The organism is Cupriavidus taiwanensis (genome assembly GCF_900250115.1).
Lineage (GTDB): Bacteria > Pseudomonadota > Gammaproteobacteria > Burkholderiales > Burkholderiaceae > Cupriavidus > Cupriavidus taiwanensis_B.
This window is the reverse complement of the sequence record NZ_LT984804.1, coordinates 71,943-97,227: the sequence shown is the minus strand read 5'-3', so window position 1 is coordinate 97,227 and position 25,285 is coordinate 71,943. Positions and strand designations below refer to the sequence as shown.

21 protein-coding genes are annotated in these 25,285 nt (G+C 69.3%); 13 read left to right on the top strand and 8 right to left on the bottom strand.

Features of this window, described 5'->3' with window-relative positions; translation table 11 throughout:
* Positions 1-25: 25 nt before the first annotated feature.
* Positions 26-499, top strand: a complete 474-nt coding sequence (locus tag CBM2586_RS17255; protein WP_115665801.1) for an aminoacyl-tRNA deacylase — start codon at positions 26-28, stop codon at positions 497-499.
* A 61-nt stretch (positions 500-560) separates the two neighbouring features.
* On the opposite strand, the gene eutC is transcribed toward CBM2586_RS17255, so the two are convergent.
* Positions 561-1,379: an ethanolamine ammonia-lyase subunit EutC gene (eutC, locus tag CBM2586_RS17250; RefSeq protein WP_115688865.1), complete on the bottom strand. Its 819-nt coding sequence runs from the start codon at positions 1,377-1,379 to the stop codon at positions 561-563.
* A 9-nt stretch (positions 1,380-1,388) separates the two neighbouring features.
* Positions 1,389-2,771, bottom strand: a complete 1,383-nt coding sequence (locus CBM2586_RS17245; RefSeq protein WP_115665803.1) for an ethanolamine ammonia-lyase subunit EutB — start codon at positions 2,769-2,771, stop codon at positions 1,389-1,391.
* Positions 2,772-2,977: 206 nt separating this feature from the next.
* On the opposite strand from CBM2586_RS17245, the gene CBM2586_RS17240 reads away from it, so the two are divergent.
* Positions 2,978-4,015, top strand: a complete 1,038-nt coding sequence (locus tag CBM2586_RS17240) for an AI-2E family transporter (RefSeq protein WP_115665804.1) — start codon at positions 2,978-2,980, stop codon at positions 4,013-4,015.
* A gap of 61 nt (positions 4,016-4,076) precedes the next feature.
* Here CBM2586_RS17240 and CBM2586_RS17235 read toward each other — a convergent pair whose 3' ends face one another.
* Positions 4,077-4,796 carry a FadR/GntR family transcriptional regulator gene (locus tag CBM2586_RS17235; RefSeq protein ID WP_172583378.1) on the bottom strand — a complete coding sequence of 240 codons (720 nt, stop codon included), beginning with the start codon at positions 4,794-4,796 and terminating at the stop codon, positions 4,077-4,079.
* Positions 4,797-4,928: 132 nt separating this feature from the next.
* Here CBM2586_RS17235 and CBM2586_RS17230 point away from each other — a divergent pair, with 132 nt between their 5' ends.
* The 4 genes from CBM2586_RS17230 (at position 4,929) to CBM2586_RS17215 (ending at position 9,820) form a co-directional block, all read left to right on the top strand.
* The gene (locus CBM2586_RS17230) at positions 4,929-5,711 is read left to right on the top strand and encodes a (Fe-S)-binding protein (RefSeq protein WP_115688863.1); all 783 of its coding nucleotides are present in this window, start codon (positions 4,929-4,931) and stop codon (positions 5,709-5,711) included.
* Positions 5,708-6,409 (top strand): LutC/YkgG family protein, encoded by a 702-nt coding sequence (locus CBM2586_RS17225; RefSeq protein WP_115665806.1) that lies wholly within the window; start codon positions 5,708-5,710, stop codon positions 6,407-6,409. The genes CBM2586_RS17230 and CBM2586_RS17225 overlap by 4 nt, the downstream gene beginning before the upstream one ends.
* Positions 6,406-7,851, top strand: coding sequence for a LutB/LldF family L-lactate oxidation iron-sulfur protein (locus CBM2586_RS17220; protein ID WP_115688861.1), 1,446 nt, complete (start codon positions 6,406-6,408; stop codon positions 7,849-7,851). The genes CBM2586_RS17225 and CBM2586_RS17220 overlap by 4 nt, the downstream gene beginning before the upstream one ends.
* A gap of 259 nt (positions 7,852-8,110) precedes the next feature.
* Positions 8,111-9,820, top strand: a complete 1,710-nt coding sequence (locus CBM2586_RS17215) for a lactate permease LctP family transporter (RefSeq protein WP_115665808.1) — start codon at positions 8,111-8,113, stop codon at positions 9,818-9,820.
* A gap of 92 nt (positions 9,821-9,912) precedes the next feature.
* Here the strand turns inward: CBM2586_RS17215 and CBM2586_RS17210 are convergent, their stop codons facing one another.
* The 3 genes from CBM2586_RS17210 to CBM2586_RS17200 form a co-directional block, all read right to left on the bottom strand.
* Positions 9,913-11,034, bottom strand: a complete 1,122-nt coding sequence (locus CBM2586_RS17210) for a CaiB/BaiF CoA transferase family protein (RefSeq protein ID WP_115688859.1) — start codon at positions 11,032-11,034, stop codon at positions 9,913-9,915.
* Between the two features lie 22 nt (positions 11,035-11,056).
* On the bottom strand, positions 11,057-12,031 hold the full coding sequence (locus CBM2586_RS17205; RefSeq protein ID WP_115665810.1) for a Bug family tripartite tricarboxylate transporter substrate binding protein: 975 nt from the start codon (positions 12,029-12,031) through the stop codon (positions 11,057-11,059).
* 207 nt (positions 12,032-12,238) lie between these two features.
* Positions 12,239-14,035: an acyl-CoA dehydrogenase family protein gene (locus tag CBM2586_RS17200; protein WP_115665811.1), complete on the bottom strand. Its 1,797-nt coding sequence runs from the start codon at positions 14,033-14,035 to the stop codon at positions 12,239-12,241.
* Positions 14,036-14,153: 118 nt separating this feature from the next.
* Here CBM2586_RS17200 and CBM2586_RS17195 point away from each other — a divergent pair, with 118 nt between their 5' ends.
* The 4 genes from CBM2586_RS17195 (at position 14,154) to CBM2586_RS17180 (ending at position 17,958) form a co-directional block, all read left to right on the top strand.
* Positions 14,154-15,089, top strand: a complete 936-nt coding sequence (locus CBM2586_RS17195) for a LysR family transcriptional regulator (protein WP_115688857.1) — start codon at positions 14,154-14,156, stop codon at positions 15,087-15,089.
* 361 nt (positions 15,090-15,450) lie between these two features.
* Entirely contained in the window at positions 15,451-15,762 is a 312-nt protein-coding gene (locus tag CBM2586_RS17190; RefSeq protein WP_115665813.1) for a FeoA family protein, read from the top strand.
* A gap of 13 nt (positions 15,763-15,775) precedes the next feature.
* Complete coding sequence (gene feoB, locus CBM2586_RS17185; protein WP_115665814.1) at positions 15,776-17,632, top strand: ferrous iron transport protein B; 1,857 nt, start codon at positions 15,776-15,778, stop codon at positions 17,630-17,632.
* Between the two features lie 14 nt (positions 17,633-17,646).
* Positions 17,647-17,958 (top strand): DUF6587 family protein, encoded by a 312-nt coding sequence (locus tag CBM2586_RS17180; protein ID WP_115688855.1) that lies wholly within the window; start codon positions 17,647-17,649, stop codon positions 17,956-17,958.
* A gap of 495 nt (positions 17,959-18,453) precedes the next feature.
* Here CBM2586_RS17180 and CBM2586_RS17175 read toward each other — a convergent pair whose 3' ends face one another.
* Positions 18,454-19,809, bottom strand: coding sequence for a hypothetical protein (locus CBM2586_RS17175; protein ID WP_115688853.1), 1,356 nt, complete (start codon positions 19,807-19,809; stop codon positions 18,454-18,456).
* A gap of 602 nt (positions 19,810-20,411) precedes the next feature.
* Between CBM2586_RS17175 and leuA the strand changes: the two genes are divergently transcribed.
* Complete coding sequence (gene leuA / locus CBM2586_RS17170; protein ID WP_115665817.1) at positions 20,412-22,106, top strand: 2-isopropylmalate synthase; 1,695 nt, start codon at positions 20,412-20,414, stop codon at positions 22,104-22,106.
* Between the two features lie 344 nt (positions 22,107-22,450).
* On the top strand, positions 22,451-23,092 hold the full coding sequence (locus tag CBM2586_RS17165; RefSeq protein ID WP_115665818.1) for an OmpW/AlkL family protein: 642 nt from the start codon (positions 22,451-22,453) through the stop codon (positions 23,090-23,092).
* Positions 23,093-23,176: 84 nt separating this feature from the next.
* Here the strand turns inward: CBM2586_RS17165 and CBM2586_RS17160 are convergent, their stop codons facing one another.
* On the bottom strand, positions 23,177-24,664 hold the full coding sequence (locus tag CBM2586_RS17160; protein ID WP_115665819.1) for an AMP nucleosidase: 1,488 nt from the start codon (positions 24,662-24,664) through the stop codon (positions 23,177-23,179).
* A 208-nt stretch (positions 24,665-24,872) separates the two neighbouring features.
* On the opposite strand from CBM2586_RS17160, the gene CBM2586_RS17155 reads away from it, so the two are divergent.
* Positions 24,873-25,262 carry a GNAT family N-acetyltransferase gene (locus CBM2586_RS17155; protein ID WP_062804004.1) on the top strand — a complete coding sequence of 130 codons (390 nt, stop codon included), beginning with the start codon at positions 24,873-24,875 and terminating at the stop codon, positions 25,260-25,262.
* Positions 25,263-25,285: the final 23 nt, after the last annotated feature.

Genomic DNA, 25,285 nt, shown 5'->3' with positions numbered 1-25,285 from the left:
GGCGCATCCGAACCTAGGAGCAATCATGGCCCTGGCTAGTACGCTCGCAAACTGCCTGAGCAGCAAGAACACCCGCTACGACATCATCCGCCACCCCTACACCCTGAGCAGCATGGCCACGGCAGAGGCCGCGCACGTGCCCGGGGACCGGCTGGCCAAGACGCTGTTGCTGGAGGACGAACGCGGCTATGTCGCCGCTGTGATCCCTTCGAGCCATCACCTGCAGATGGCCGCCATCTGCGAACAGACCGGGCGCAACCTGGTGCTGGCGCACGAGGACGAGATCCGCGAGATATTCAAGGATTGCGACCTCGGCGCAATTCCGCCCGTGGCCATGGCATACGGCATGCAGACCTATGTGGACGACAGCCTGATGCAGCAGCCCGACGTGTATTTCGAGGGCGGCGACCACCAGGACCTGGTCCACATGAGCGGCGACCAGTTCAAGCAACTGATGTCGGATGCCGGACATGGGCAGTTCTCGCGCCGCATGATGTAAGCGGTGCGACGGCAGCGGCCACCACGCGGGTTGCGGCCCGCAGGGTGGCCGTTTTGCTGCTTCAGCGGCGCTGCGGGGTTGCCGCGGCGCTGCCCGCGGGCAACGCCGGCGCGCTGTCGTCCTTCAGGTCCACGCCGGAGCGCCCGAGCGCCGCCGCGCCGCGCAGCAGGAACACCAGCCGCTCGGCGGCCTGCGCATAGGACAGCCCCTCCGGGCGCACGTTGGAGATGCAGTTGCGCTCGGCATCGGTGCGGCCCACGCGCGGCGCATGGGTCAGGTAGATGCCAAGGCTGTCGGGCGAACTCAGCCCCGGCCGCTCGCCGATCAGCATCACCACCTGGCGCGCGCCCAGGCGCTCGCTGATCTCGTCGCCCAGCGCCACGCGCGACTGCTCGGCCACCACCACCGGACCGATGTGCCAGCCCTGCGGCAAGTGCTCGCGCGCCGCCTGCAGCAGCGGCAGCGCATGGCGCTGGGTCGCCAGCGCGGACAGGCCATCGGCAATCACGAACACCACATCCGGCGCCTGCCGCGGCCGCGCCGCATCCAGCCGCGCGCGGCTGGCTTCGTCGAGACGACGGCCCAGGTCGGGGCGGCGCAGGTAGTGCTCGCGGTCCGGCGCCGCGCTGTGCACCGCCGCGTGCGCAAGCCCGGCCGCATCCAGCGCCGCGGTGAGCGCGCCCACCTCCAGCGCCAGGTGCACCGCATCGCGCGCCTGCGCATGGGCCAGGCCGAAGGCCAGCACGGCGTCGGTGGGCTGGCTGTGGCCGGTGCGGCCCAGCGCGATGCGCGCGCGCGTGAAGCGGCGCAGCCGTTGCCACGGGTCGGCTTCGGCGGCGGCGGGTTCCGGCATGGCGGGAGCCTGGCGTCTGGCGGTCATCGTGGCGCCTTACAGGGTGTGGGCCATCTGCAGCAGCGGCTGGCGCGCGGCGGGCTCGAGCAGCCGGCCGGCGCCGTCGGCAATGCCCATGCGCAGCAGCCAGGCCTCGAATTCCGGCGCCGGGCGCAGCCCCAGCACTTCGCGCAGGTACAGCGCATCGTGGAACGAGGTGCTCTGGTAGTTCAGCATGATGTCGTCGGCGCCCGGCACGCCCATGATGAAGTTGATGCCGGCCACGCCGAACAGCGTCAGCAGCGTATCCATGTCGTCCTGGTCGGCCTCGGCATGGTTGGTGTAGCAGACGTCGCAGCCCATCGGCACGCCCATCAGCTTGCCGCAGAAGTGGTCTTCCAGCCCGGCGCGGATGATCTGCTTGCCGTCGTACAGGTATTCAGGCCCGATAAAGCCCACCACGGTATTGACCAGCAGCGGCGAGAACGCGCGCGCCACCGCATAGGCGCGCGCCTCCATGGTCTGCTGGTCGACGCCATGGTGCGCGTCGGCCGACAGCGCGCTGCCCTGCCCGGTCTCGAAATACATCAGGTTGTCGCCCACGGTGCCGCGCGCCAGCGCCTGCGCGGCGTCGTGCGCCTCGGCCAGCAGCGCCAGGCTGATGCCGAACGCCGCATTGGCGCGCTCGCTGCCGGCCACCGACTGGAACACCAGGTCCACCGGCGCGCCCTGGCCGATCGCGCGCAGCGTGTTGGTGACGTGGGTCAGCACGCACGACTGCGTAGGGATGTCGAAGCGGCTGCGCAGCTCGTCGATCATGCGCAGCAAAGAGACGATCGTGGCGAGGTTGTCCGAGGCCGGATTGACGCCGATGGTGGCGTCGCCGCAGCCATAAAGCAGCCCGTCGATGATCGACGCGGCGATGCCCTTGGGGTCGTCGGTCGGATGGTTGGGCTGCAGCCGCACCGCCAGCCGGCCCGGCAGCCCCACCGTGCTGCGAAAGCGCGTGACCACCTGGCACTTGCGCGCCACCGCGACCAGGTCCTGGTTGCGCATCAGCTTGCTGACCGCCGCCGCCATCTCCGGGGTGATGCCGGGCGCGACCCGCGCCAGCATGGCGCTGTCGGTCTCATGCCGCAGTAGCCAGTTGCGCAGGTCGCCCACGGTGGTGGCGCCGATCGCGGCAAAGGCGGCGGCGTCGTGGCGGTCGTGGATCAGGCGCGTGATCTCGTCGTCTTCATAAGGCACCAGCGCCTCGTTGAGGAAGCGCGTCAGCGGCACCTCGGCCAGCGCCAGCCTCGCCGCCATCCGCTCCTGTTCGCTCTGCGCGGCGAGGCCCGCCAGTGCGTCGCCGGAGCGCGCCGGGCTGGCCCGGGCCAGCAGCGTACGCAGGTCGGCAAAGACGTGGCGCTGGTTGCCGATGGTATGGGTGTAGGCCATGCGTTGCGTTCCTGTACCTGGCGACAAACGAAGACAGCGCGGCAAACCGCCGTGCACGATTCCCCCTAATATAGACACCCTTTGCGTGTGCCGATATGCCAACATCGGCATCAGGTCGCGGCGGCAGGTGCGACTGACGCAGCCATTACATCTGGATCGGCGAGAATCCAGGAATCATTTCAGCAAATTGCATGCCGGAGACTCCGATGAAAGACCCCGACCCGACCGCCACCCCGCGCCTGCCACCGGCCGCGTGGTACAGCGTCGGCACCGTCGCCTACCTGCTGACCGTGCTGGCGCTCTGGACTGTGCTGCACGCCAATCTGGTCGCGGCGCTGCTGTCCGGGCTGCTGCTGTATTCGCTGGTGGACGTGCTGGCGCCGCGCCTGAAGCGCCTGCACCAGCGCCACGACGCGCTCGCCGTGGCGATCCTGTCGGCGCTGATCCTGCTGGGGCTGACGCTCGCTGGCTGGCTGCTGGTGCGCTTTGTCAGCGGCGAGGGCAATACCCTGGACGGCTTGCTTAACCACGTCGCCGACATCATCGACCGCTCGCGCGGGCAGCTGCCGCCGTGGCTCAGCGACGCGCTGCCCAACGGCGTCGACGAGCTGGCCAACACGCTGATCGACACCCTGCGCGAGCATGCCGCGATGGCGCAGAAGCTGGGCGCCGAGGTGCTGCGCACGCTGGTGCATATCCTGATCGGGCTGGTGATCGGCGCGATGGTGGCGCTGTACCGCGCCGTGGCGCGCCCCAACCGGCGCCCGCTGGCGGCCGCGCTGGTGGCACGGGCGCGCACGCTGCAGCAGGCGTTCTCGCAATTCATCTTCGCGCAGATCCAGATCTCGACGATCAACACCGTGCTGACCGCGATCTACCTGCTGGTGGTGCTGCCGCTGTTCGGCGTGCACCTGCCGCTGAGCAAGACCCTGGTGGTGATCACGTTTGTGGCGGGGCTGCTGCCGGTGCTGGGCAACCTGATCTCGAACACGGCCATCGTGGTGGCCTCGCTGTCGGTGTCGCTGCCGATCGCGGTGGCATCGCTGGTGTTCCTGGTGGTGATCCACAAGCTCGAGTACTTCCTGAACGCGCGCATCATCGGCGCGCGCATCCAGGCGGCGGCGTGGGAACTGCTGATGGTGATGCTGCTGATGGAAACGCTGTTCGGCATCCCGGGCGTGATCGCCGGTCCGATCTTTTATGCGTACCTGAAGCGCGAGCTCGCCGGCGCCGGGCTGGTCTGAATGCAGTGGCCGGCACGCGCGGCCGGTGGTCGGACCAATAACCGGCTGTTAGCGCCTGGATTCAGGCCGCGTCCTGCTCCACGCGGCTGCGCACGAAGTCGATGTGGGTCTGCATTGCCGTGCGCGCCTCTTCCGGACGGCGCGCGCAGATGGCATCGCACAGCGTGCGGTGCTGCAGCAGCAGCAGGTCCGAGGCGCCGTCGTCCTGTTCGCGCAGGCCGGTGCCGTTGATGGTGATGTGCTCGCGCAGCATGCCGATCACGCTGGTATGCAGGTGCAGGAACATGGTGTTGTGCGAGGCCTGGGCGATGGCGTCATGCAGCTGCGCGTCGGCATCGGCCTCGGCCTGCTTGTCGTCGGCGGCGCGCGCGCGTTCCAGCTCGGCCATCAGTGCGCGGATGCGCTTCACGTCGGCGGCATCCGCGCGCAGCGCCGCAAAGTAGGCGGTGGCGCCTTCCAGCACGCGGCGGAACTCGAGGATGTCTTCGCGCAGCGCGGGATGGTCCGCCACCAGCTGGCCCCACGGCGAGGCAATGCCGGCGCGCAGCTGGTCGGTGGCATAGACGCCGGCGCCGCGCCGGCTCTGCAGCAGGCCGCGCGCGGCCAGGCGCTGGATCGCCTCGCGCACGGTGTTGCGCGCCACCGCGTACTGCTCGGCCAGCACGCGCTCGGCCGGCAGCCGCGTGCCGGGCGGCCAGGTGCCGTCGAGCAGCGCGGTCTCCATGCGCCGCATCACCGACTCCACGCGTCCACGGGTATGCCCGTGCCTGGCTGCCGTCATGCCGTGTTTCCTCGCCCCTGAACTTGCCGGAATGCGCGGGCCGCTTTCGGGTTGGTCCAACCAATTTGAAGTGCCGCGCGGAAGCGGGAATTATGCGCCCAAACGTGCGACCCAGCACGTGTGGAGCGAGACATGAAGGATCGTCAGTACCCCAGCGGGCCTGCCCCCATGCAGGCCTACCTGTTTGCCACCTGCCTGGTCGACATGTTCGTGCCCGAGGCCGGCCTCGATGCGGTGCGGCTGCTCGAGCGCGAAGGCCTGACCGTGCATTTCCCGCGCGGCCAGAGCTGCTGCGGCCAGCCTGCCTACAGCAGCGGCAACCCCGACGCGGCCCGTGCGGTGGCGCGCGCCCAGCTCGACCTGTTCGGCCAGCCTTGGCCGGTGATCGTGCCGTCCGGCTCGTGCGCCGGCATGATGCGCCACCACTGGCCGCAGCTGTTTGCCGACGATCCGGTGGCCGGCCCCAGGGCGCGCGAACTGGCCGGGCGCGTCTACGAGCTGGGCGAGTTCCTGCTTCACGTGCTGAAGGTGGACTTCGGCGCGGTGGCGCCGTCGGCCCAGCCGCCGGAGCGCATCGTGCTCCATACCTCGTGCGGCGCCCGTCGAGAAATGGGTACGCGCCAGCACGGCGTGGCGCTGGTCGACGCGCTGCCGGGCGTGACCCGCGTCGAGCATGCGCGCGAGTCCGAATGCTGCGGCTTCGGCGGCACCTTCTCGCTCAAGCATCCCGATATCTCGGGTGCGATGGTGCGCGACAAGGTGGCCTCGGCCTGCGCCACCGGCTGCGAGCGCCTGGTCTCGGCCGACTGCGGCTGCCTGCTCAATATCGGCCACACCGCCGCGCACGACCGCGCGCCGCTGCAAGTCGAGCACCTCGCCAGCTTCCTGTGGCGCCGCACCGGAGGTGCCGCATGAGCACGCCCGGCGCCCGCGAACGCATGCTCGGCCGGCTGCGCGCCGCCGCACCCGTGCCGTCCCCGCAGACCACCGAACTCGACCGCCGCATCGACAGCCATTTCGAAGCACGCCGCCGTGGCACATCCACGACGGGCGCACGCGTTGCCGCGATGCAGGCGGCGCTGCAAGGCCTGCATGCCGAAGTCTGGTGCGCCGACGCCAGCACCTGGCCGGCGCTGCTCGCGGCAGAACTGGCCCGGGCGGGGGTGAAGCGCCTGCTGCTCGATCCGGCCACGGTCGCCGGCGCGGCGCTGGCGGCCGCGCTGCCGGCCGGGATCGAAGCCATCGGCTACGAGCGCCCGATCGAAGCCTGGAAGGCCGAACTGTTCGACACCGTGGACGCCGGCTTCACCGTGGCGCGCTCCGGCATCGCCGCCACCGGCACGCTGGTGCTGGCGCCCGACGCGGGCTCGCCGCGCACGGTGTCGCTGGTGCCGCCGCTGCATGTCGCGCTGGTGCGCGCCTCGACCCTGCATGACGACCTGCACCTGGCCGCGCGCGCCGAGCGCTGGGCCGACGGCATGCCGACCAACCTGGTGCTGGTCTCCGGCCCGTCCAAGACCTCGGACATCCAGCAGACGCTGGCCTACGGTGCGCATGGTCCGCGCCGGCTGTGGGTCGTGATCGAGACCGACACCGCGGAGGCCGCACAATGAGCCAGCACACCCTGCAATTCGTCGCGCCGCAGGCGTTCAAGGCGCGCGCCCGCGAGGCGCTGGACGACCCCAAGCTGCGCCAGAGCTTCCGTGGCGCGATGGACTTCCTGCAAGGCAAGCGCCTGGCGCAGTTCCCCGACGCCGACGAGCTCGAGCGCCTGCGCGACCTGGGCGAGGCGGTGCGCCAGCACGCGCTGGCCAACCTGCCGGACCTGCTGGTGCAGCTGGAACAGAAGCTGACAGCGGCCGGCGTGCAGGTGCACTGGGCCGAGACCGCCGACGAGGCCAACGCCATCATCCACGGCATCGCCAGCGCCAGGCAGGCCACGCGCGTGATCAAGGGCAAGTCGATGGCCAGCGAGGAAATCGAGCTGAACCATTACCTGGCCGAGCGCGGCGTGGCTTGCATCGAGTCCGACATGGGCGAGTACATCGTTCAGCTCGCCGGCGAGAAGCCCTCGCATATCGTGATGCCGGCGATCCACAAGACCAAGGGCGATATCGCGCAGCTGTTCACCGAGCATATCCCCGACACGCCCTATACCGAGGACGTCGACACGCTGATCCAGACCGGCCGCCGCGCGCTGCGCCAGGCCTTTGTCGAGGCCGACATCGGCCTGTCCGGCGTGAACTTCGCCGCCGCCGACACCGGCACGCTGTGGCTGGTGGAGAACGAGGGCAACGGCCGGCTCTCCACCACCGTGCCCGACGTGCATATCGCCATCATGGGCATGGAGAAGGTGGTGGCCAGGCTCGAGCACATCGTGCCGCTGTCGACGCTGCTGACGCGCTCGGCCACGGGGCAGGCCATCACCACTTACTTCAACCTGATCTCGGGGCCGCGCCGCGCGGGCGAGCGCGACGGCCCGCGCGAAGTGCACCTGGTGCTGCTCGACAACGGCCGCACCCAGGCCTATGCCGACGCGCAACTGCGCGCCACGCTGCAATGCATCCGCTGCGGCGCGTGCATGAACCACTGCCCGGTCTACACCCGCATCGGCGGCCACGCCTACGGCACCACCTACCCGGGCCCGATCGGCAAGATCCTGTCGCCCCACCTGCTGGGGCTGGACGCCACCGCCGACCTGGCCACCGCCTCGAGCCTGTGCGGCGCCTGCGGCGAGGTCTGCCCGGTGCGCATCCCGATTCCGCAACTGCTGGTGCGCCTGCGCACCGAGGCCAACCGCGATCCCGCAGAGCCGGTCGCCAACCCGCTGCGCGGGCAGGGCACCAAGTACAGCCGCGGCGAACACCTGGTGTGGCGCTTCTGGAGCGGCGCCTATTCGCATCCGGCGGCCTACCGGCTGTTCCGCTGGGCCGCGACGCGCCTGCGCGCGCTGACACCGGCGCGGCAGATGGGATGGACGCAGCACCGCACGCCGCTGAAACCGGCGGCGAAGAGCCTGGCGGATCTGCTCAAGGAAAAGGGGCAGCCGGAGTAGGCGTCGGCGCCAGGCGCAGCGTAGCTGCTGACGCTTCCAGCACTGTGTACTCCCTCTCCCGCTTGCGGGAGAGGGTTGGGGAGAGGGCGGGAGCATCGACGAAGTACAGCGCTGCCGCATAACGACGTCCTGCCCTCTCCCCCCGCCCCTCTCCCGCAAGCGGGAGAGGGGCGCAAACAAACGGGAACCGAAACGGTCTCGGCACCCGCACACACAACAAGAATTCTTCCCGAACCACCACCAAATCAGGAGACCAACCTTGCAACCCTGGACCCAACTCTACACACCGCTAGGCAGCCTGTGGCTGTCCTCGCTGGCGGCAGCAATCCCCATCCTGTTCTTCTTCTTTGCGCTCGCGGTGTGGCGCATGAAGGGCCATGTCGCTGCGGCGGTGACGCTGCTGCTGGCGCTGGCCGTGGCGATCCTGGCCTACGGCATGCCCGCGCAGCAGGCGCTGGCTTCGGCCGGCTTCGGCTTTGCCTACGGGCTGTGGCCGATTGCGTGGATCATCGTGACCGCGGTGTTCCTCTACAAGATCGTGGTCAAGACCGGCCAGTTCGACGTGATCCGCGCCTCGGTGCTGTCGATCACCGACGACCAGCGCCTGCAGATGCTGCTGATCGGCTTTGCCTTCGGCGCCTTCCTGGAAGGCGCGGCCGGCTTCGGCGCGCCGGTGGCGATCACCGCGGCGCTGCTGGTGGGGCTGGGCTTCAACCCGCTGTACGCGGCCGGGCTGTGCCTGATCGCCAATACCGCGCCGGTGGCGTTCGGCGCGATGGGCATTCCCATCATCGTGGCCGGGCAGGTGACGGGCCTCGATCCCTTCCATATCGGCGCCATGGCCGGACGCCAGCTGCCGCTGCTGTCGCTGCTGGTGCCGTTCTGGCTGGTGTTCATGATGGACGGCGCCAAGGGCGTGCGCGAGACCTGGCCGGCGGCGCTGGTGTGCGGCGGCAGCTTCGCCGTGACGCAGTACTTCACCTCCAACCATATCGGGCCGGAACTGCCGGACATCACCTCGGCGCTGGTCAGCCTGGTATCGCTGGCGGCGTTCCTGAAGGTGTGGCAGCCGCGCAGCGCATCGCAGCGCGCCGGCGGCAGCGCCGGCAGCGTCAGCGGCGGCACCGTCGCGCTGGCTGGCTTCGGCGGCGGCTTCGGCGGCGCGATGGCAAGCCGCAAGGCATCGCCCTACACGCTGGCGCAGACGCTGCGCGCGTGGGCGCCGTTCGGCATCCTGACCGCCATCGTCACGGTGTGGAGCCTGCAGCCGTTCAAGGCGCTGTTCGCCGCCAACGGCCCGCTCGCCGGCACGGTGCTGAAGTTCAAGATCCCGGGGCTGGACCAGCTGGTGATCAAGGCCGCGCCGATCGTGGCCACGCCCAAGGCCTATGACGCCGTGCTGAAGATCGACCTGCTGTCAGCGGTGGGCACCGCGATCCTGCTGACCGCGCTGATCTCCGCCGTGCTGCTGCGCATGAAACCGCGCGACCTGCTGGCCACGTTCGGGGAAACGCTGGTGGAACTGGCGCGCCCGGTGCTGTCGATCGGGCTGGTGCTGGCCTTCGCCTTCGTCGCCAACTATTCCGGCATGTCGTCGACGCTGGCGCTGCTGCTGGCCGGCACGGGTGCGGCGTTCCCGTTCTTCTCGCCGTTCCTGGGCTGGCTGGGCGTGTTCCTGACCGGCTCCGACACCTCGTCGAATGCGCTCTTCTGCGCGCTGCAGAACACCACCGCGCACCAGATCGGCGTGTCCGACACGCTCATGGTCGCGGCCAACACCACCGGCGGCGTCACCGCCAAGATGATCTCGCCGCAATCGATCGCGGTGGCCTGCGCGGCGACCGGGCTGGTGGGCAAGGAATCGGAGCTGTTCCGCTTCACGGTCAAGCATAGCCTGCTGTTCGCGGTGATCATCGGGGTGATCACGATGGTGCAGGCGTACTGGCTGCCGGGGATGATTCCGGGCTGACACCTGCGCATCACCGATTGGGGGCTCCCCCCTCTCCCGCTCGCAAGCGGGAGAGGGGAACAAACCGGTGGAGTATGTCTGCCCGGCAGCGCCTATTCGAGGAAATCACTGCCCTCCGTCAACGGCGCATACCGGTACGTCGCCGGCGTCCTGCTCAGCTTCACCGGCGCGCCCAGCCCCTGGTACCCCCCTTCCATCTCCACCACCATGCCGCGGTGCCGCGTATGCGGATGCTGCAAGGCATCGGCCACCGACAGCACCGGCGCGCACGGCACGCCGGCGGCCACCAGCGACTCCGCCAGCGCCTTGCCGTCGAACGTGCGCATGCGCGCTTCCAGCCCGGCCTTCAGCGCCACGCGATTGACCGAACGCGCGCCGGCGGTGGCGTAGCGCTCGTCGTCGGCGAGCGCCGGCACCTGCAGGTGCTCGCACAGGATGCGGAACTGCCGGTCATTGCCCACCGCCAGGAACACCGGGTCGGTGGCCGTGGCGACGGTGTCGTACGGATAGATATTGGGATGCGCATTGCCGGTGCGCTGCGGCGTCTTGCCGCTCATGAACCAGTTGGCCGCATGCGGATGCAATAGCGACAGCCCCGAGTCATACAGCGCGGCCTCGACGAACTGCCCGCGCCCGCTGCGGGCGCGTTCCTGCAGCGCCAGCAGCACGCCGATCACGGCGTTGAGGCCGGTCACCATGTCGACCACCGGCAAGCCCACCCGCAACGGATCACCATCGGCCTCGCCGTTGATGCTGAGGATGCCGGACATGGCCTGGATCGCGGCATCGTAGCCGGGCAGGCCGCCCAGCGGGCCGTCGGCGCCGAAGCCCGACACGCGGCAATGGACCAGGCGCGGGAAGCGCTCCGACAGCACGTCATAGCCCAGCCCCCACTTCTCCAGCGTGCCGGTCTTGAAGTTCTCGACCAGCACGTCGGCCTCGGCCAGCAGCGCCAGCAGCACCTCGCGGTCGGGCTCGGCGTTCAGGTCCAGCCGCATCACGCGCTTGTTGCGGTTGAGGCCGAAGTAGTAGGAGGCCACGCCGTCCTTGAACGGCGGGCCCCAGGTACGGGTGTCGTCGCCCTGCGGCGGTTCGATCTTGAGCACGTCGGCGCCGTGGTCGCCCAGGATCTGGCCGCAGTACGGGCCGCCCAGGATGCGGGACAGGTCGACCACGCGGATGCCGGCGAGCGCGCCGGGACTGGCTTGGGTCATGGCTGCGATCTCCTGTGCGTGGTCAGTCAAGCTGGGCGCCGGACTTCTGCACCACGGCGCGCCACTTGCCGACCTCGGCCTTGACGAAGTTGCCCAGCTGCTCCGGCGTGGTCGACGGCGCGAACTCCAGCCCTTGCGCCTGCAGCGTCTTGCGCACGTCGGGCTGTTTCAGCGCGTCGGCAAAGGCGCGGTTGAGCTTGCCCACCACCTCCGCCGGCGTGCCGGCTGGCGCGACCACGCCGAAGAACACCGACACGTCAAACCCGGGCACGCCTTGCTCGGTCACCGTCGGCACGTCGGGCAGCGCCTGCGAGCGCGCCCTGGTGGTCACGCCCAGCGCGCGCACCTTGCCGCTCTTGATGAAGGGCATCGCGGTCAGCACGTCGGTAAAGGTCATGCTGACCTGGCCGCCCAGCAGGTCGTTCAGCGCGGGGCCGGTGCCCTTGTACGGGATGTGCTGGAAATCGGTGCCGGTGACGTTGTTGAACAGCACGCCCGCCAAATGCGACGAAGCGCCATTGCCGGACGAGGCATAGGTCAGCTTGCCCGGGTTGGCCTTGCCATAGGCGATCAGTTCATTGACGTTCTTCGCCGGCACCGACGGATTGACCACCAGCACATTGGGCAGCTGGCCGATCTGGATCACCGGGGTGAAGCTCTTGACCGGGTCGTAGTTGATCTTGCGGTACAGGCTGACGTTGATCGCCAGCGGCGCCGAGGTGCCGAACATCAGCGTATAGCCATCGGGCTCGGCGCGCGCCACCGCCTCGGCGCCGATATTGCCGCCGGCGCCGGCGCGGTTCTCGACCACCACCGGCTGTCCCAGGCTGGTCTTGAGCGCGGCCGCCAGCGTCCGGGCCATGGCATCGGTGGGGCCGCCCGGCGGATAGGTGACCACCATCATGATCGGCTTGGTCGGGAAGTCCTTCTGCGCCAAGGCAGGGGCGATAAACAGCGAACACGCGGCGATGGCCGCGACGCGGTGCCAGAGTTTCATGGCGTTGTCTCCTGATGTAGGACGTCTCCCGCGGGGTCTGCGGGATGGTTTTGGGGGTGCTCCCTCTCCCGCTTGCGGGAGAGGGTTCGGGAGAGGGCGGGAGTTTCGACGAAGTGACGTGTGTCGGTATGCCAGTGCCTGCCCTCTCCCCCGGCCCCTCTCCCGCAAGCGGGAGAGGGGAGCAAACAAGCGGCAAGCGGGATGTCGTCAGAACACGTTGACCTGATCGATCGCGCCGGCGGCACGCACCGCGCCGTCAGCCGGCGCCACGGTCTCGGCCAGCCACTCCGGCTCGGCGCCAGCCGCCAGCGGGTCCTGCGGCAGCACGCGGTGACGCAGCACCAGCTGCGCCAGCCGCATGCGGCGCACCGAGCCGATGCGCCCGGCTTCCCAGGCCATCGCCACCGCGCTGGTCACGTGGTACAGCGCCGAGGCCGCCTGGCGCGCCAGCAGCTCGCCGTCGGCACCGGCCGCGGCAGCCTGGCCGGCCAGTCGGGCGGCGCTGGCGATGGCGCCTTCGAACACGGCGCGGGCGTCCGCCTGCATCGGCGTATCGGCCAGCAGCCCGGCCAGGTGCGCCTGCAGCACCGGCAGCGCGCCCTCGCGCCGGACCGCACGCAGCACGTCGAGCGCGACGATATTGCTGGTGCCTTCCCAGATCGAACCGAGGTGGGCGTCGCGCACCAGGCGCGGGTCGCTCCATTCCTCGATATAGCCGCAGCCGCCGCGAATCTCCATGGCGTCGCCGGTGACCTTGCGCGCGTCGCGACAGGCGCGGAACTTGATCAGCGGGGTCAGGATGCGCATCAGCGCGTAGGCGTCGGTCTCGCCGGCGTCGGCGCGGCGCAGCGCCTCGGCGGTCTGGAATACCATGGTGCGCGCCTGCTCGGTCGGCAGCGTCAGCTTGAGCAACTGGCGGCGCATCAGCGGCATGTCCTGCAGGCGCTTGCCGAAGGCCTGGCGCTCGCGCGCGATGAACAGGCCTTCGGTCAGCGCGCGGCGCATCAGCCCGGCGGCGCGTACGCCGTTGGACAGGCGCGAGTTGTTGATCATGTCGGCCATCTGCACGAAGCCGCGGCCGGGTTCGCCGACCAGCCAGGCATGCGCGCCTTCGAGGCGGATTTCGCCACTGGCCATCGAGCGCGTGCCCAGCTTGTCCTTGAGCCGGATGATGCGGTAGTGGTTGGCGCTGCCGTCGGCCAGCTTGCGCGGCAGCAGGAACAGCGACACGCCCTTGTGGCCGGGCACGGCGTTGCCGGCCTCGTCTTCCACGCGCGCCAGCACCATCGCCAGCGCGGCATCGGGGTTGGAGCAGAACCACTTGTCGCCATGCAGGCGCCAGCCGCCCTCGGCCGAGGCATCGCGCACCGCGCGGGTGGCGGTGGCGGCCACGTCGGAGCCCGCGCCCTGCTCGGTCATGAACATCGCGCCCTGGTACAGGTCGTCAAAGACCTGCGTGGTCAGGTTGGGCAGGTAGCGCCCGACCAGCGCCGGGTCGCCGAACTTGCGCAGCGTGCGCGTCAGCGAATCGGTCATCGACAGCGGGCAGCACAGGCCGAATTCCGCCTGCACGAACAGATAGGTAAGCGCGTACTTGGCCGCCGGCGGCATGGGCTTGTCCCAGCCCAGCACGCCGCCACGGTGCGACGCCGCGGCGAGCCCGAACTCGGCGAAGGCCACGCGCTCCATCTCGACATAGGCCGGATGCTTGTCGATGCGCTGCGCATCGACCCCGGCGCGGGTGCGGTAAGTCAGCTCCGGCGGGTTGCGGTCGGCCACGCCGGCGAGCTCGTCGAGCACGCCGCCGGCCAGCGCGCCCATGCGCTCGAGGTGCGGTAACAGGTGGTTGAACAGGTCGGGCGGCAGGTACAGCGGCAGCAGCGCGCGCAGGTCCGGGTCGGCGGCGAACAGGCTGCCGCCCTGGCGGTCAGGCACCGGATGCACGGCCGCCGCTTGCGCGGCGTGGTGTTGCTGGGGGATGTCGCGCACGGCGCTGGATGGCATGGCAGGTCTCCTGGTATGGCGGTGCCGGCTGGCGGCCCCTTTGGGCTCCATTATTCAAACCCCATGGATTTGCGTCTAATTCTAAAATTGGCTTGATCCATATAATTTCTGTATCGCCATGGAATTCCGCCACCTGCGTTACTTCCTCGTGCTGGCCGAGGAACTGCACTTCGGCCGCGCCGCGCGCCGGCTGGCCATTTCGCAGCCGCCGCTGTCGCTCAATATCCAGCAGCTCGAGGCCTCGGTCGGGGCGCGGCTGTTCGACCGCGACAGCCGCGGCGTGCGGCTGACCGCGGCCGGCCGGGCCTTTCGCGAAGCGGCCACGGCGCTGCTGGCGCAGGCCGAGGCCGCGCGGGTGCTGGCGCGCGAGATCGAAGCGGGCGCGATCGGCCGCCTGCGCGTGGGCTTTGTCGGCTCGATGCTGTACCGCGGGCTGCCGCAGACGCTGCGCGAGTTCGAGGCGGCCTACCCCGGCATCCACGTGGCGCTGACCGAACTGAACTCGCAGGAACAGATCGACGCGTTGCTGCATGACGAACTCGACGCCGCCTTCATCCACACCGGCCGGGTGCCGGACACGCTGCAGGCCACGCTGGTGCACGCCGAGCCGTTCGTCTGCTGCCTGCCCGCCGACCATGCGCTGGCCGCGCTGGCGCAGCTGCCGCTGACCGCCTTGCGCGGCGAACCGTTCGTGCTGTTCTCGCGCAAGGCCTCGCCGGACTATTACAGCCGGATCTTCGACATGTGCGCCGCGCAAGGCTTCTTCCCGCAGATCCGGCATGAGGTGCGGCACTGGCTGTCGGTGGTGTCGCTGGTGTCGCAAGGCATGGGCGTGGCGGTGGTGCCCGCGGCGCTTGCGCGCTCGGGCATGGCCGGCGCGGCGTTCCGGCCGCTGGCGGAGGCGGCGGTGCGCTCGGAGGTCCATTGCGCGTGGAAGACGGCACCGGACCATCCGGCGCGCGACCACTTCGTCGCCATGGTGGCGGGCAAGGCGGCGCAGCCAAAGCGCGGCCACAAAGAAAAAGCCACCGGTCCAGGGACCGATGGCTTGTGAAGTACGCGTGGAACGGGGTGTTCAGCGTGCTGTGAGCTTAACGCCGCTGGCTTGCGGCTTCTATAACGCAAATGCAGTAATTGCACCCGCTTGGAGGCATTGGGCGCCCTCGCTGTTTCATGCCCGAAGCGCCGTGCGCATATAGAACCACGGCCGCGCCCCCGCACGCGCTCAGCGATATCGCCTTAGCGGTTATCATTCGCCTCCTGCCGCTCACGATGCGGCAAGGCTGGCGTGCCCGCCCTTTGAGGGGCAACCTAACGCCTCATTTGCGATACAATGAAAACGATTTTCATTTACATACCCCGGCGCGGTCGCACCGACCGCTTGGCGGCAGGCCGCGCCACGGACTGGAAGCATGATGCGGTTGTCTGAACTTCCACGGCGCACGCCCGCCGTAGTGCAATCGGTGGACGACGCCACCCCCGGGGATCCGGTTGCGCGCCGCCTGCGCGAGCTGGGCTTCGTTGCCGGCGAAGCCGTGCAGGTGATCGCCTACGGGCCGTTCGGCATGGACCCGCTGGTGGCGCAGGTAGGCTTCACGCGCTTTGCGCTGCGCCGCTCGGAGGCGGCGCGCATCGGCGTCGAAATCGCCAGCGCCTCGGTCACCCGCATCGCCCCCGCCACCCCGGGCGACGAGACTGCCCCTCCGTCCGCCAAGCGGACCGCCTGAGCCTTCCCGGATTATGTCTGCAGCTGCTTCCCCTTCCGCCCTGCGCATTGCGCTGGTCGGCAATCCCAATTGCGGCAAGACCGCACTGTTCAACCGCCTGACCGGCAGCCGTCAGAAAGTGGCCAACTACGCCGGCGTCACCGTCGAGCGCAAGGAAGGCTACTTCGTGTCGCCGGCCGGACGCCAGGTGCGCATCCTGGACCTGCCCGGCGCCTACAGCCTGCATGCGGCCAGCCTCGACGAAGCCATCACCCGCGATGTCTGCCTGGGCCAGCGTGCCGGCGAAGCGCGCCCTGACCTGCTGGTGTCGGTGGTCGACGCGACCAACCTGCGCCTGCACCTGCGCTTCGTGCTGGAGTTGCGCCAGCTCGGGCTGCCGATGGTGGTGGTGCTCAATATGAGCGACGCCGCCGCGCGGCGCGGCATCCAGATCGATCGCGACAAGCTGTCGGCCGCGCTCGGCGTGCCGGTGGTCAGCACCGTGGCGGTCCGGCGCGACGGCGCCGCGGCGCTGGTCAGCCTGCTCGATGCCACGCTGCCGCCGGCCCCGCCGGCCGGCGCCGCGTCCGGTCCCGATTTCGACGTGCATGCCGAAGTCAACCGCCTGCTGTCGGCTGCCGTGAGCATGCCGGCGCGCACCGCCGCGCTGGACGACCGCCTCGACCGCATCGTGCTGCACCCGGTGTTCGGCCTGCTGCTGCTGGCGGTGCTGCTGTTCCTGATGTTCCAGGCGGTGTTCTCGTGGGCCGAGCCGCTGATGGACGGCATCGAGGGCGGCGTGCACTGGGCCGGCGAGATGCTGGGCGCGTGGCTGCCCGACGGCATGCTCAAGAGCCTGCTGGTCGACGGCCTGGTCGCCGGCCTGGGCAGCGTGGTGGTGTTCCTGCCGCAGATCCTGATCCTGTTTCTGTTTATCCTGACGCTGGAGGAATCCGGCTACCTGCCGCGCGCGGCGTTCCTGCTCGACCGCCTGATGATGGGCGCGGGGTTGTCGGGGCGCTCGTTCATCCCGCTGCTGTCGAGCTTCGCCTGCGCCATCCCCGGCATCATGGCGACGCGCACCATCCAGGACCCGCGCGACCGGCTCACCACCATCCTGGTGGCGCCGCTGATGACCTGTTCGGCACGGCTGCCGGTCTATGCACTGCTGATCGGCGCCTTCATCCCCGAGCGCACCGTAATGGGCCTGTTCAACCTGCAGGGCCTGGTGCTGTTCGCGCTGTACGTGGCCGGCATCGTCAGCGCGCTGGTGGTGGCCTATGCGCTCAAGTTCCTGCGCCGCGACCGCACCGACCATCCGCTGCTGATGGAGCTGCCCTCGTACCGCATCCCCAACCCGCGCGACATCGCCATCGGCCTGTGGGAGCGTGCCCGCATCTTCCTGTCGCGCGTGGGCAAGGTGATCCTGGCGCTGACGGTGCTGCTGTGGTTCCTGTCGACCTTCCCGTCCGCGCCCGCGGGCGCGACCGCGCCGGCGATCGACTACAGCTTTGCCGGCATGATCGGCCATGCGCTGCAGAAGGTGTTCGCGCCGGTGGGCTTCAACTGGCAGATCTGCATTGCGCTGGTGCCGGGCCTGGCCGCGCGCGAAGTCGCGGTGGGCGCGCTCGCCACCGTTTACGCGCTGTCGGGCAGCGAAGAGACCGTGGCCACGCAGCTGGCGCCGATGATCGCCGCGCAATGGTCGCTCGCCACCGCGCTGTCGCTGCTGGCGTGGTACGTGTTCGCACCGCAGTGCATCTCCACGCTGGCGGTGATCCGGCGCGAGACCGACTCCTGGAAGGTGATGGCGCTGTCGGCCGCCTACCTGACCGGGCTGGCCTACCTGGCCGCGTTCGTGACCTACCGCGTCGCGCTGATGTTCAGCTGAGGCCAGCCGCCGCCATGAGCCTCTACCACGCCATCGAAACCCTGCTGGTCCCGCTGATCGTGCTGGCGTGCGCGGTGTCGGTGGTGGCGCGCTACGCGCCGCGCACGCGCGAGCGTGTCAAGGCGGCGCTGGCGGCGCGCCTGGGCGGTGCTGGCGCCGCCGGCTGGCGCGGCCGCCTGGCACGCTGGCTGGCGCCGCAGTCCGTAGCAGGCTGCGCCAGCGGCTGCGACGACGGCGGCTGCAACACCTGCGGCGCCAATACCAGCACTCCCGCCAATCCGGACAAGCCTGCCGAGCAGGTCGTGCGCTTCGTGCGCAAGCGCTGAACCGCGCGCTTTTCCTCCCTCATCATTTACGCAGAAACGGGTACGCCCGCTGCTGCCGCACAGCGCGGCGAGCGGCGCATGGGGCGCATCCGTGCGTGCTTGCGCGCGGCGGCTTGGGCCTTGTGCCGGTCGATCCGGCCCTTTGCCAGGCTGGTTCCCATGCACGCAGAATTGGGTACGCTTTGCACGCCGCGCCTGTCGTGCATGCGCGGAGGTGCCGAAAACGGCCACGCAGAATCGGGTACGCTTTCACCCTTACCACTCATCCCGGGCACACCGCAGGCGCACTCCCTCTCCCGTTGCGGGAGAGGGCCGATGCATCGGCGAAGTCAAGGCCTTCGCTCTTGCCAACGCCGGCCCTCTCCCCCGGCCCCTCTCCCGCAAGCGGGAGAGGGGAGCAAACCGGCAGCCCGTCTGTGTCCCAGCAAAGCAAAACGCGCAAAGCAAAACGCCCTCCGTCCGGAGGGCGTCTCGCCAGCTGCGGGATGCCCGCGCTTACCTGACCGTACCGTAGAACACCAGCTTCAGCGGCGTATTGTCGGCGACCGCGCTGCAGCTCGCGGTGATGGTGAAGTCGCCCGGCCCGGTGCCGCTGGCGCGCACCTGGTTGGGCAGCATCACCATGCTCGGGCTCAGCGATACCGGCCCGGTGCTGGACCATCCCCAGTCCTTGCACGCGGTGAACTGCGCATCCTCGCCCAGGTGCTTCATGCGCGCGGTGACCTCGGTCGGCATCGGCGCCAGCAGCAGCAGCGTGATCGGATCCTGGTTGTCGCCCACCAGTGCCCACAGCGGATTCTCCGTCACCGTCAGGGTGGCGCTGCGGCGCTCGCCGAGCTTGCTGCTGACCGCGGTCACGGTCAGGCTGCCCTGCACCGGACCGGTGTCGCCGGCCAGGCTGGTGCGCACCGTGGCGTCATGCGTACCCGCCGCTTCCGTTGCCGACAGCGTCGCCGAAGTGCCCGTGTAGCCCCAGGTCCCGTCGAAGTCCGCGGTTACGTCCTCGCCGTCGTGGCGCAGCACGCGCGCGGTGAAGGTGTCGGGACGATTGCTGAACACCTGCAGCGCGTTGACCTCGCGCCCGCCCTTGGTGGTCACCACGCGATAGGCCGCGGCGCCGTTCTTCTGCACCGTCACCGCGATGACGCCGGCAAGGGCATGTCCGTCCGGCGCGGTCACCGACACCGAGACACTGGCCGTGGCCGCGGTCGTGGGTGAGCCGTTGCTTGCCTTCAGCGTGGCGCTGTTCTGGCTGGCCGTGACCTGGACCGCGGTGCCGCTGCTGGACCAGGCCCAGTTGGAGACGCTGGCCGACACGTCGCTGCCGTTGCTGTCGAGCAGCGTCACCTTGACCGGCAACTCCTGGCCATCGCTCATCGACAGGCTGGTGGCGGGCATCGACAGCGTGTAGCTCAGCGCCGATGCCGGCACCACGGTGATGGTGGCCGATTGCGCGGGCAGTTGCACGGTGGTGTTGTCGGCGCCCCGGACCGTGGCCACCACCTGCACGGTGGTGGTGCCCGGCGCCACGCCCCGGACCACGGCGCTGCCCGGCGTGCCGGCGCCCGGCGCCACGGTGGCGACGGCGCTGTCGGTGCTGGTCCAGTCAAAGGTGGCGTTGCCCGATACGTCGACGCCGTTACTGTCCACGGCCAGCGCGCTGATAGTCAGCGTGCGGCCGACACCGACCTCGCCCGAGGTCACGCTCATCTTCGCGGTATAGGTCAGCGGCGTGGTGGTGCCGCCCGAAGCCGGCGCCGCAGGCGCGCTGCTGCCACCGCCGCCGCATGCCGCCAGCAACAAGGCCGCGGCCGAACCCACCAGCCAGGATGCCCACGTTCTCAGTCTCATGATGTTCCCCCCGTGTCGTGTTTTTCCCGCGCTAACAGCGTAGGCACAAAGCGGGCCGCGCCATACCAGCCAGAGGACTGAGGTGCAGCGCACAGAACATCGCCGCGAGTCATCCATTCAGCGCAGTGCATCGCCATTCGGCCGGGGGAAGACAGGGGCCGCCAGGCACCTGCCGCGGCCAGGCCCCCAACCGTTTGGCGCAGCCCGTTTCCACGATCCCCTGATCGGGCCACGACGGACTGCCGCGCACGACGGCAGGCGCGCCATGCTTGACCGGGCCGCGACTTGTCGACTAACCTTGCCCGGTCATAGGGACATGCGCTGCGTGCGCAACCACTCCGGAGCGGCCGCGGCCCTCCCACTCCAGCCACGATGAACCGTTACCCCAGCACTCCCGCCAGGCTGCCGATGCGTCCCGCATCGCTGCCCGCGCACGCGTGCTGGCTGACCTGGCATCGGGCGGCGCCCCGCGCGCTTCCTCGCTACTGCTAAGCCTACCGATCGGTTGCCGGGCCTAGGGCCCCGTGGCAGTTCGGCAGCCTCGCGCCACCCTTTTCCGTTTTTCCATTTTTCATCTTCCCTTGCGAGGAAGGAGAACCCGTATGCGCGTCAATCCCGCCACCAAGTACCGCCCCGCCGCCACTGTCGACCTTCCTGACCGCACCTGGCCCGGCCGCACCATCACGCGCGCGCCGCGCTGGATGAGCACCGACCTGCGCGACGGCAACCAGGCCCTGATCGAGCCGATGAACCCGGCGCGCAAGCTGCGCTTCTTCGAACAGCTGGTGAAGATCGGCCTGAAGGAAATCGAAGTGGCGTTCCCCGCCGCGTCGCAGACCGACTTCGACTTCGTGCGCATGCTGATCGAAGAACGGCGCATTCCCGACGACGTCACCATCGTCGTGCTGACGCAGTCGCGCGAAGACCTGATCCGCCGCACCGTCGAATCCGTGCGCGGCGCGGCTCGCGCCACCGTGCACCTGTACAACCCGATCGCACCGGCCTGGCGGCGCATCGTCTTCAATGCCTCGCGCGACGAGATCAAGGCAGTTGCGGTAGCGGGCACGCGCCTGATCAAGGCGCTGACCGATGCCATGCCCGAGACCGCGTGGACCTACGAGTATTCGCCCGAGACCTTCAGCCTGGCCGAACTCGATTTTTCGCTGGAAGTCAGCGATGCGGTGTCGGCCGCGTGGCAGGCGGGCCCGGGCCGCCCGATGATCCTGAACCTGCCGACCACGGTGGAATGCAGCACGCCCAACGTGTTCGCCGACCAGATCGAATGGATGCACCGCCGCCTCGCGCGGCGCGAGCACATCGCGCTGTCGGTGCACCCGCACAACGACCGCGGCACCGCGGTGGCGGCGGCGGAGCTGGCTTTGATGGCGGGCGCCGACCGCGTCGAGGGCTGCCTGTTCGGCAACGGCGAGCGCACCGGCAATGTCGATCTGGTGACGCTGGCGCTGAACCTCTATACGCAGGGCGTGGCGCCGCAACTGGACTTCTCCGACATCGATGCGGTGCGCCAGTGCGTGGAGCACTGCAACCAGCTGCCGGTGCATCCGCGCCATCCGTATGTGGGCGACCTGGTGTTCACCGCGTTCTCGGGCTCGCACCAGGATGCGATCCGCAAGGGCTTTGCGCAGCAGCAGCCGGACGCGATCTGGGAAGTGCCTTACCTGCCGATCGACCCGGCCGACCTCGGCCGCAGCTACGACGCGGTGATCCGCGTCAACAGCCAGTCGGGCAAGGGCGGCATGGCTTACCTGCTGGAACAGGTGCATGGCCTCTACCTGCCGCGCCGCCTGCAGATCGAGTTCAGCCGCGCGGTGCAGGCCATGACCGACGACAGCGGGATGGAAGCGAGCGCGGACGACCTCCATGGCCTGTTCCAGCGCGAGTACCTGGCGCGCGAGGCGCCGCTGCGCTATGTCTCGCACCAGCTGGCAAGCGACAGTAGCGGCGCCACCGTGATCACGGTGCAGATCGAGCGCGACGGCCGACCCTGCAGCGTGCGCGGCAGCGGCAACGGCCCCATCGACGCCTTCATCGATGCGCTGGACCTGCCGGTACGCGTGATGGACTACCACGAGCATGCGCTGAGCGCCGGCGCCGATGCGCGCGCAGCGTGCTACGTCGAAGTCCGCGTGGGCGACTCACCGACCGGGTTCGGCGCGGGCATCGACGCCAACCTCGTCACGGCTTCGTTGCGTGCGGTGCTGTCGGGCGTGAACCGGCACCTGCAGGCGGGCCGTGCTGCCGGCGCTCACACCACCGCCAGCGCCGCCGTGGCCTGATGGCTGACGTGTAGCGTTTCGCAAGAAAACCGGTGTGCCCCGCCCCCACGGGGCACACCCGGAAAGACGCCCTTGCGGACGCCCACGACATGCCTGGTGCGGATGCGGACACGCGTTGCGCGTGCTCGGATCTTTCGCACAGCGTAAGCGGCAGCATCGGGCTGCGCTACGAATCATTTCGCATGTGGTTAGAAGCGATGTCCGAGGACGCGTCGCTCGTGAAGCGTTGTAGCGCGATGGCGACGCCGCGCGCACCATTTGGTTCCGCTTGTTTTGTGTCAAGGCCCCGGCCAGCCCCCTCGGCCACACTGGGCCCGGCTTCGATAACAAACCAAGCAGACCTCATGAAAACACTGTCTCTTCGCACCGCCACCTGTTCGGCCATCGCCGCCTGCGCCATGCTCGGCGCCTTCGCCACGCCCGCGGCCGCCGCGGACGACGCCCAGGGCAACTGGATGGTGCGGCTGCGCGGCACCTACCTCGACATGGCCAACAGCTCCGATCCCGTCGGCGGCGCCGGCCCGTCGGACCGCATCACGGTCAACAACAAGTGGATACCCGAACTCGACGTCACCTACTTCTTCACGCCGAACATTGCCGCGGAACTGGTGCTGACGGTGCCGCAGAAGCAGAACGTCTACCTCGACGGCAACAAGATCGGCACCTTCAAGCACCTGCCGCCGACGCTGCTGATGCAGTACCACTTCATTCCCAACGGCACCTTCCGCCCGTATATCGGCGCGGGCCTGAACTTCACCCGCATCTGGGGCGAGAACCTCGCCAACAACTCGCTGCAGCTGGATGGCTGGAGCGTGGGCCCGGCGCTGCAGATCGGCATGGACTACAAGCTGACCAAGAACTGGTTCCTGAACGCCGACATCAAGAAGATCTGGCTGTCGAGCGACGTGAAGGCGGGGGACGTCAAGGTTTCCAAGGTCAGCCTGGATCCGTGGCTGTTCAGCTTTGGGGTTGGGTATCGGTTCTGAGTGGCGGCTTCCTGCCAATAGAAACGGCGCCTGGTGGCGCCGTTTTTCTTTTTGCTGCAAGACATGCCAGTGAAGCTGCCATCCCTACCGGAACGCCGGCTCGTCAAAGCTGCGCAGCTTGCGCGAATGCAGCTGCTCGACGCCGTTCTCGCGCAGGATGCGGATCGCTTCCAGGCCGATGGTCATGTGCTGGCTGACGCGCTGGCGATAGAACGCGTTGGCCATGCCGCGCAGCTTGAGTTCGCCATGCAGCGGCTTGTCCGATACGCACAGCAGCGTGCCATACGGTACGCGCAGCCGGAAGCCGTTGGCGGCCACCGCCGCGCTTTCCATGTCGATGGCGATCGCACGCGACTGGTTGAAGCGCGCGTACAGCGCCTTGGACTTCAGTTCCCAGTTGCGGTCGTCGGTCGATACTACCGTGCCGGTGCGCATGCGGGTCTTCATCTCGTTGCCGGACAGCCCGGTCACGCGCGCCACGGCTTCCTGCAGCGCCACCTGGATCTCGGCAATGGGCGGCACCGGCACCCACGGCGGCAGGTCGTGGTCGAGCACGTGGTCGTCGCGCACGTAGGCGTGCGCCAGCACGTAGTCGCCGAGCTGCTGCGAGCGGCGCAGGCCGCCGCAGTGGCCCACCATCAGCCAGCAGTGCGGGCGCAGCACGGCGAGGTGGTCGGTCATGGTCTTGGCGTTGGACGGCCCCACGCCGATGTTGACCAGTGTCACGCCCAGCTTGTCGCCGCGCACCAGGTGGTAGGCCGGCATCTGCGGCAGCGCGCGCGGGCGCGTGGCGTCGTCGGGTTCGGCCGCGCCCAGGTCCTGCACCACGTCGCCGGGCTCGACGAAACGGGTGTAGCCGCCGCCGTCGCCGTCGCCCATCAGCGCGCGCCCCAGCGCGACGAACTCGTCGACATAGCGCTGGTAGTTGGTGAACAGCACAAAGCGCTGAAAGTGCTGCGGCGCCGTGCCGGTGTAGTGATAGAGCCGCTGCAGCGCCAGGTCCACGCGCTCGGCGGGGAACAGCGACAGCGGCCAGGCTTCGCCCGGCACCGGCTCATAGGTGCCGTTGGCAATGCCGTCGTCGATGCGGTTCAGCTCGGGCAGCACGAACGAGGCTTCCAGCTCGCGCGCCTGGGTGTAGCTGATGTCGGTGGTGGAGGCCTCGATCACGAACGGCAGCGGGATCGGTCGCCGGCTCAGGCCCACCACCACCGGCACGCGGTGATAGCGCATCAGCCGCTCGATCTGGTCGCGGTAATAGTCGGCCAGCAGGTCGGGGCGCGTCACCGTGGTGCCGTATACGCCGGGGTATGCCACGGTGCCCCATGAGGGCCGGCTGTCGGTGACCATGGTCTCGATGTTGACCGAGATCCCCAGGTAGGGATAGCACGCATGCGCGGCAGAGGGCAGCGGCTTGCCGCCGGCGAAGGCATCGAAGCGCGCGCGCACGGCGCCGACCGATGCATCGTAGATTTCGCGGATGCGGGCAACCGCCGCATCCGCGTCGGTGAACTCGGCGAGCTGGTCGGCCGGATGCGCGGAGGAGAAGACGGGGGCGTTCATGGAGGCCATGATACCGCGCCGGAGCGTCGCCGTGAGCGACCCCGTGGGCGACCCCGCGAGCAACGGCCGGAGCCAGGCGCCAAATTGACGCGCCCGCGCACGCTCGCTACACTCCGCCAATTGCGCAGCACGGCTTGCCGTGCCGTTCTCGACTCGCGGCGTCCCTGGTGGCAAGGGGCGGCGAGGGGCCGTACATGCTTTGCTGGGAGAGCCGCCGATGGAAATCCGTAACCTGTTGCCCGACGACCTCGAGGCAGCCAGACAACTACTGATCGCCAATGGCTGGGCTCACCGGGTGGGCGGGCCCGACAAGTTCGCGCGGCTGGTGGCCAATTCGCAGCGCGTGGCCGTGGCGGTCGAGAAAGGCGAGGTGGTCGGCTTTGCCCGCGCGCTATGCGACGACGTCTGCGACGGTTTCCTGTCGATGGTGGTGGTGGCGCCCGGCCACCGCCGGCACGGCATCGGCCGCGCCCTGGTGCGGCATATCGTCGGCAGCGATCCCGATATCAGCTGGATGCTGCGCGCGGCGCGCTCGTCCGAAGCCGCCTTTTTCGGCCAGCTCGGCTTTACGCCCTCGATGGTCGCGATGGAGCGGCGCCGGCCCTGAGCTGCCGGTTTCCATCCGCAGCG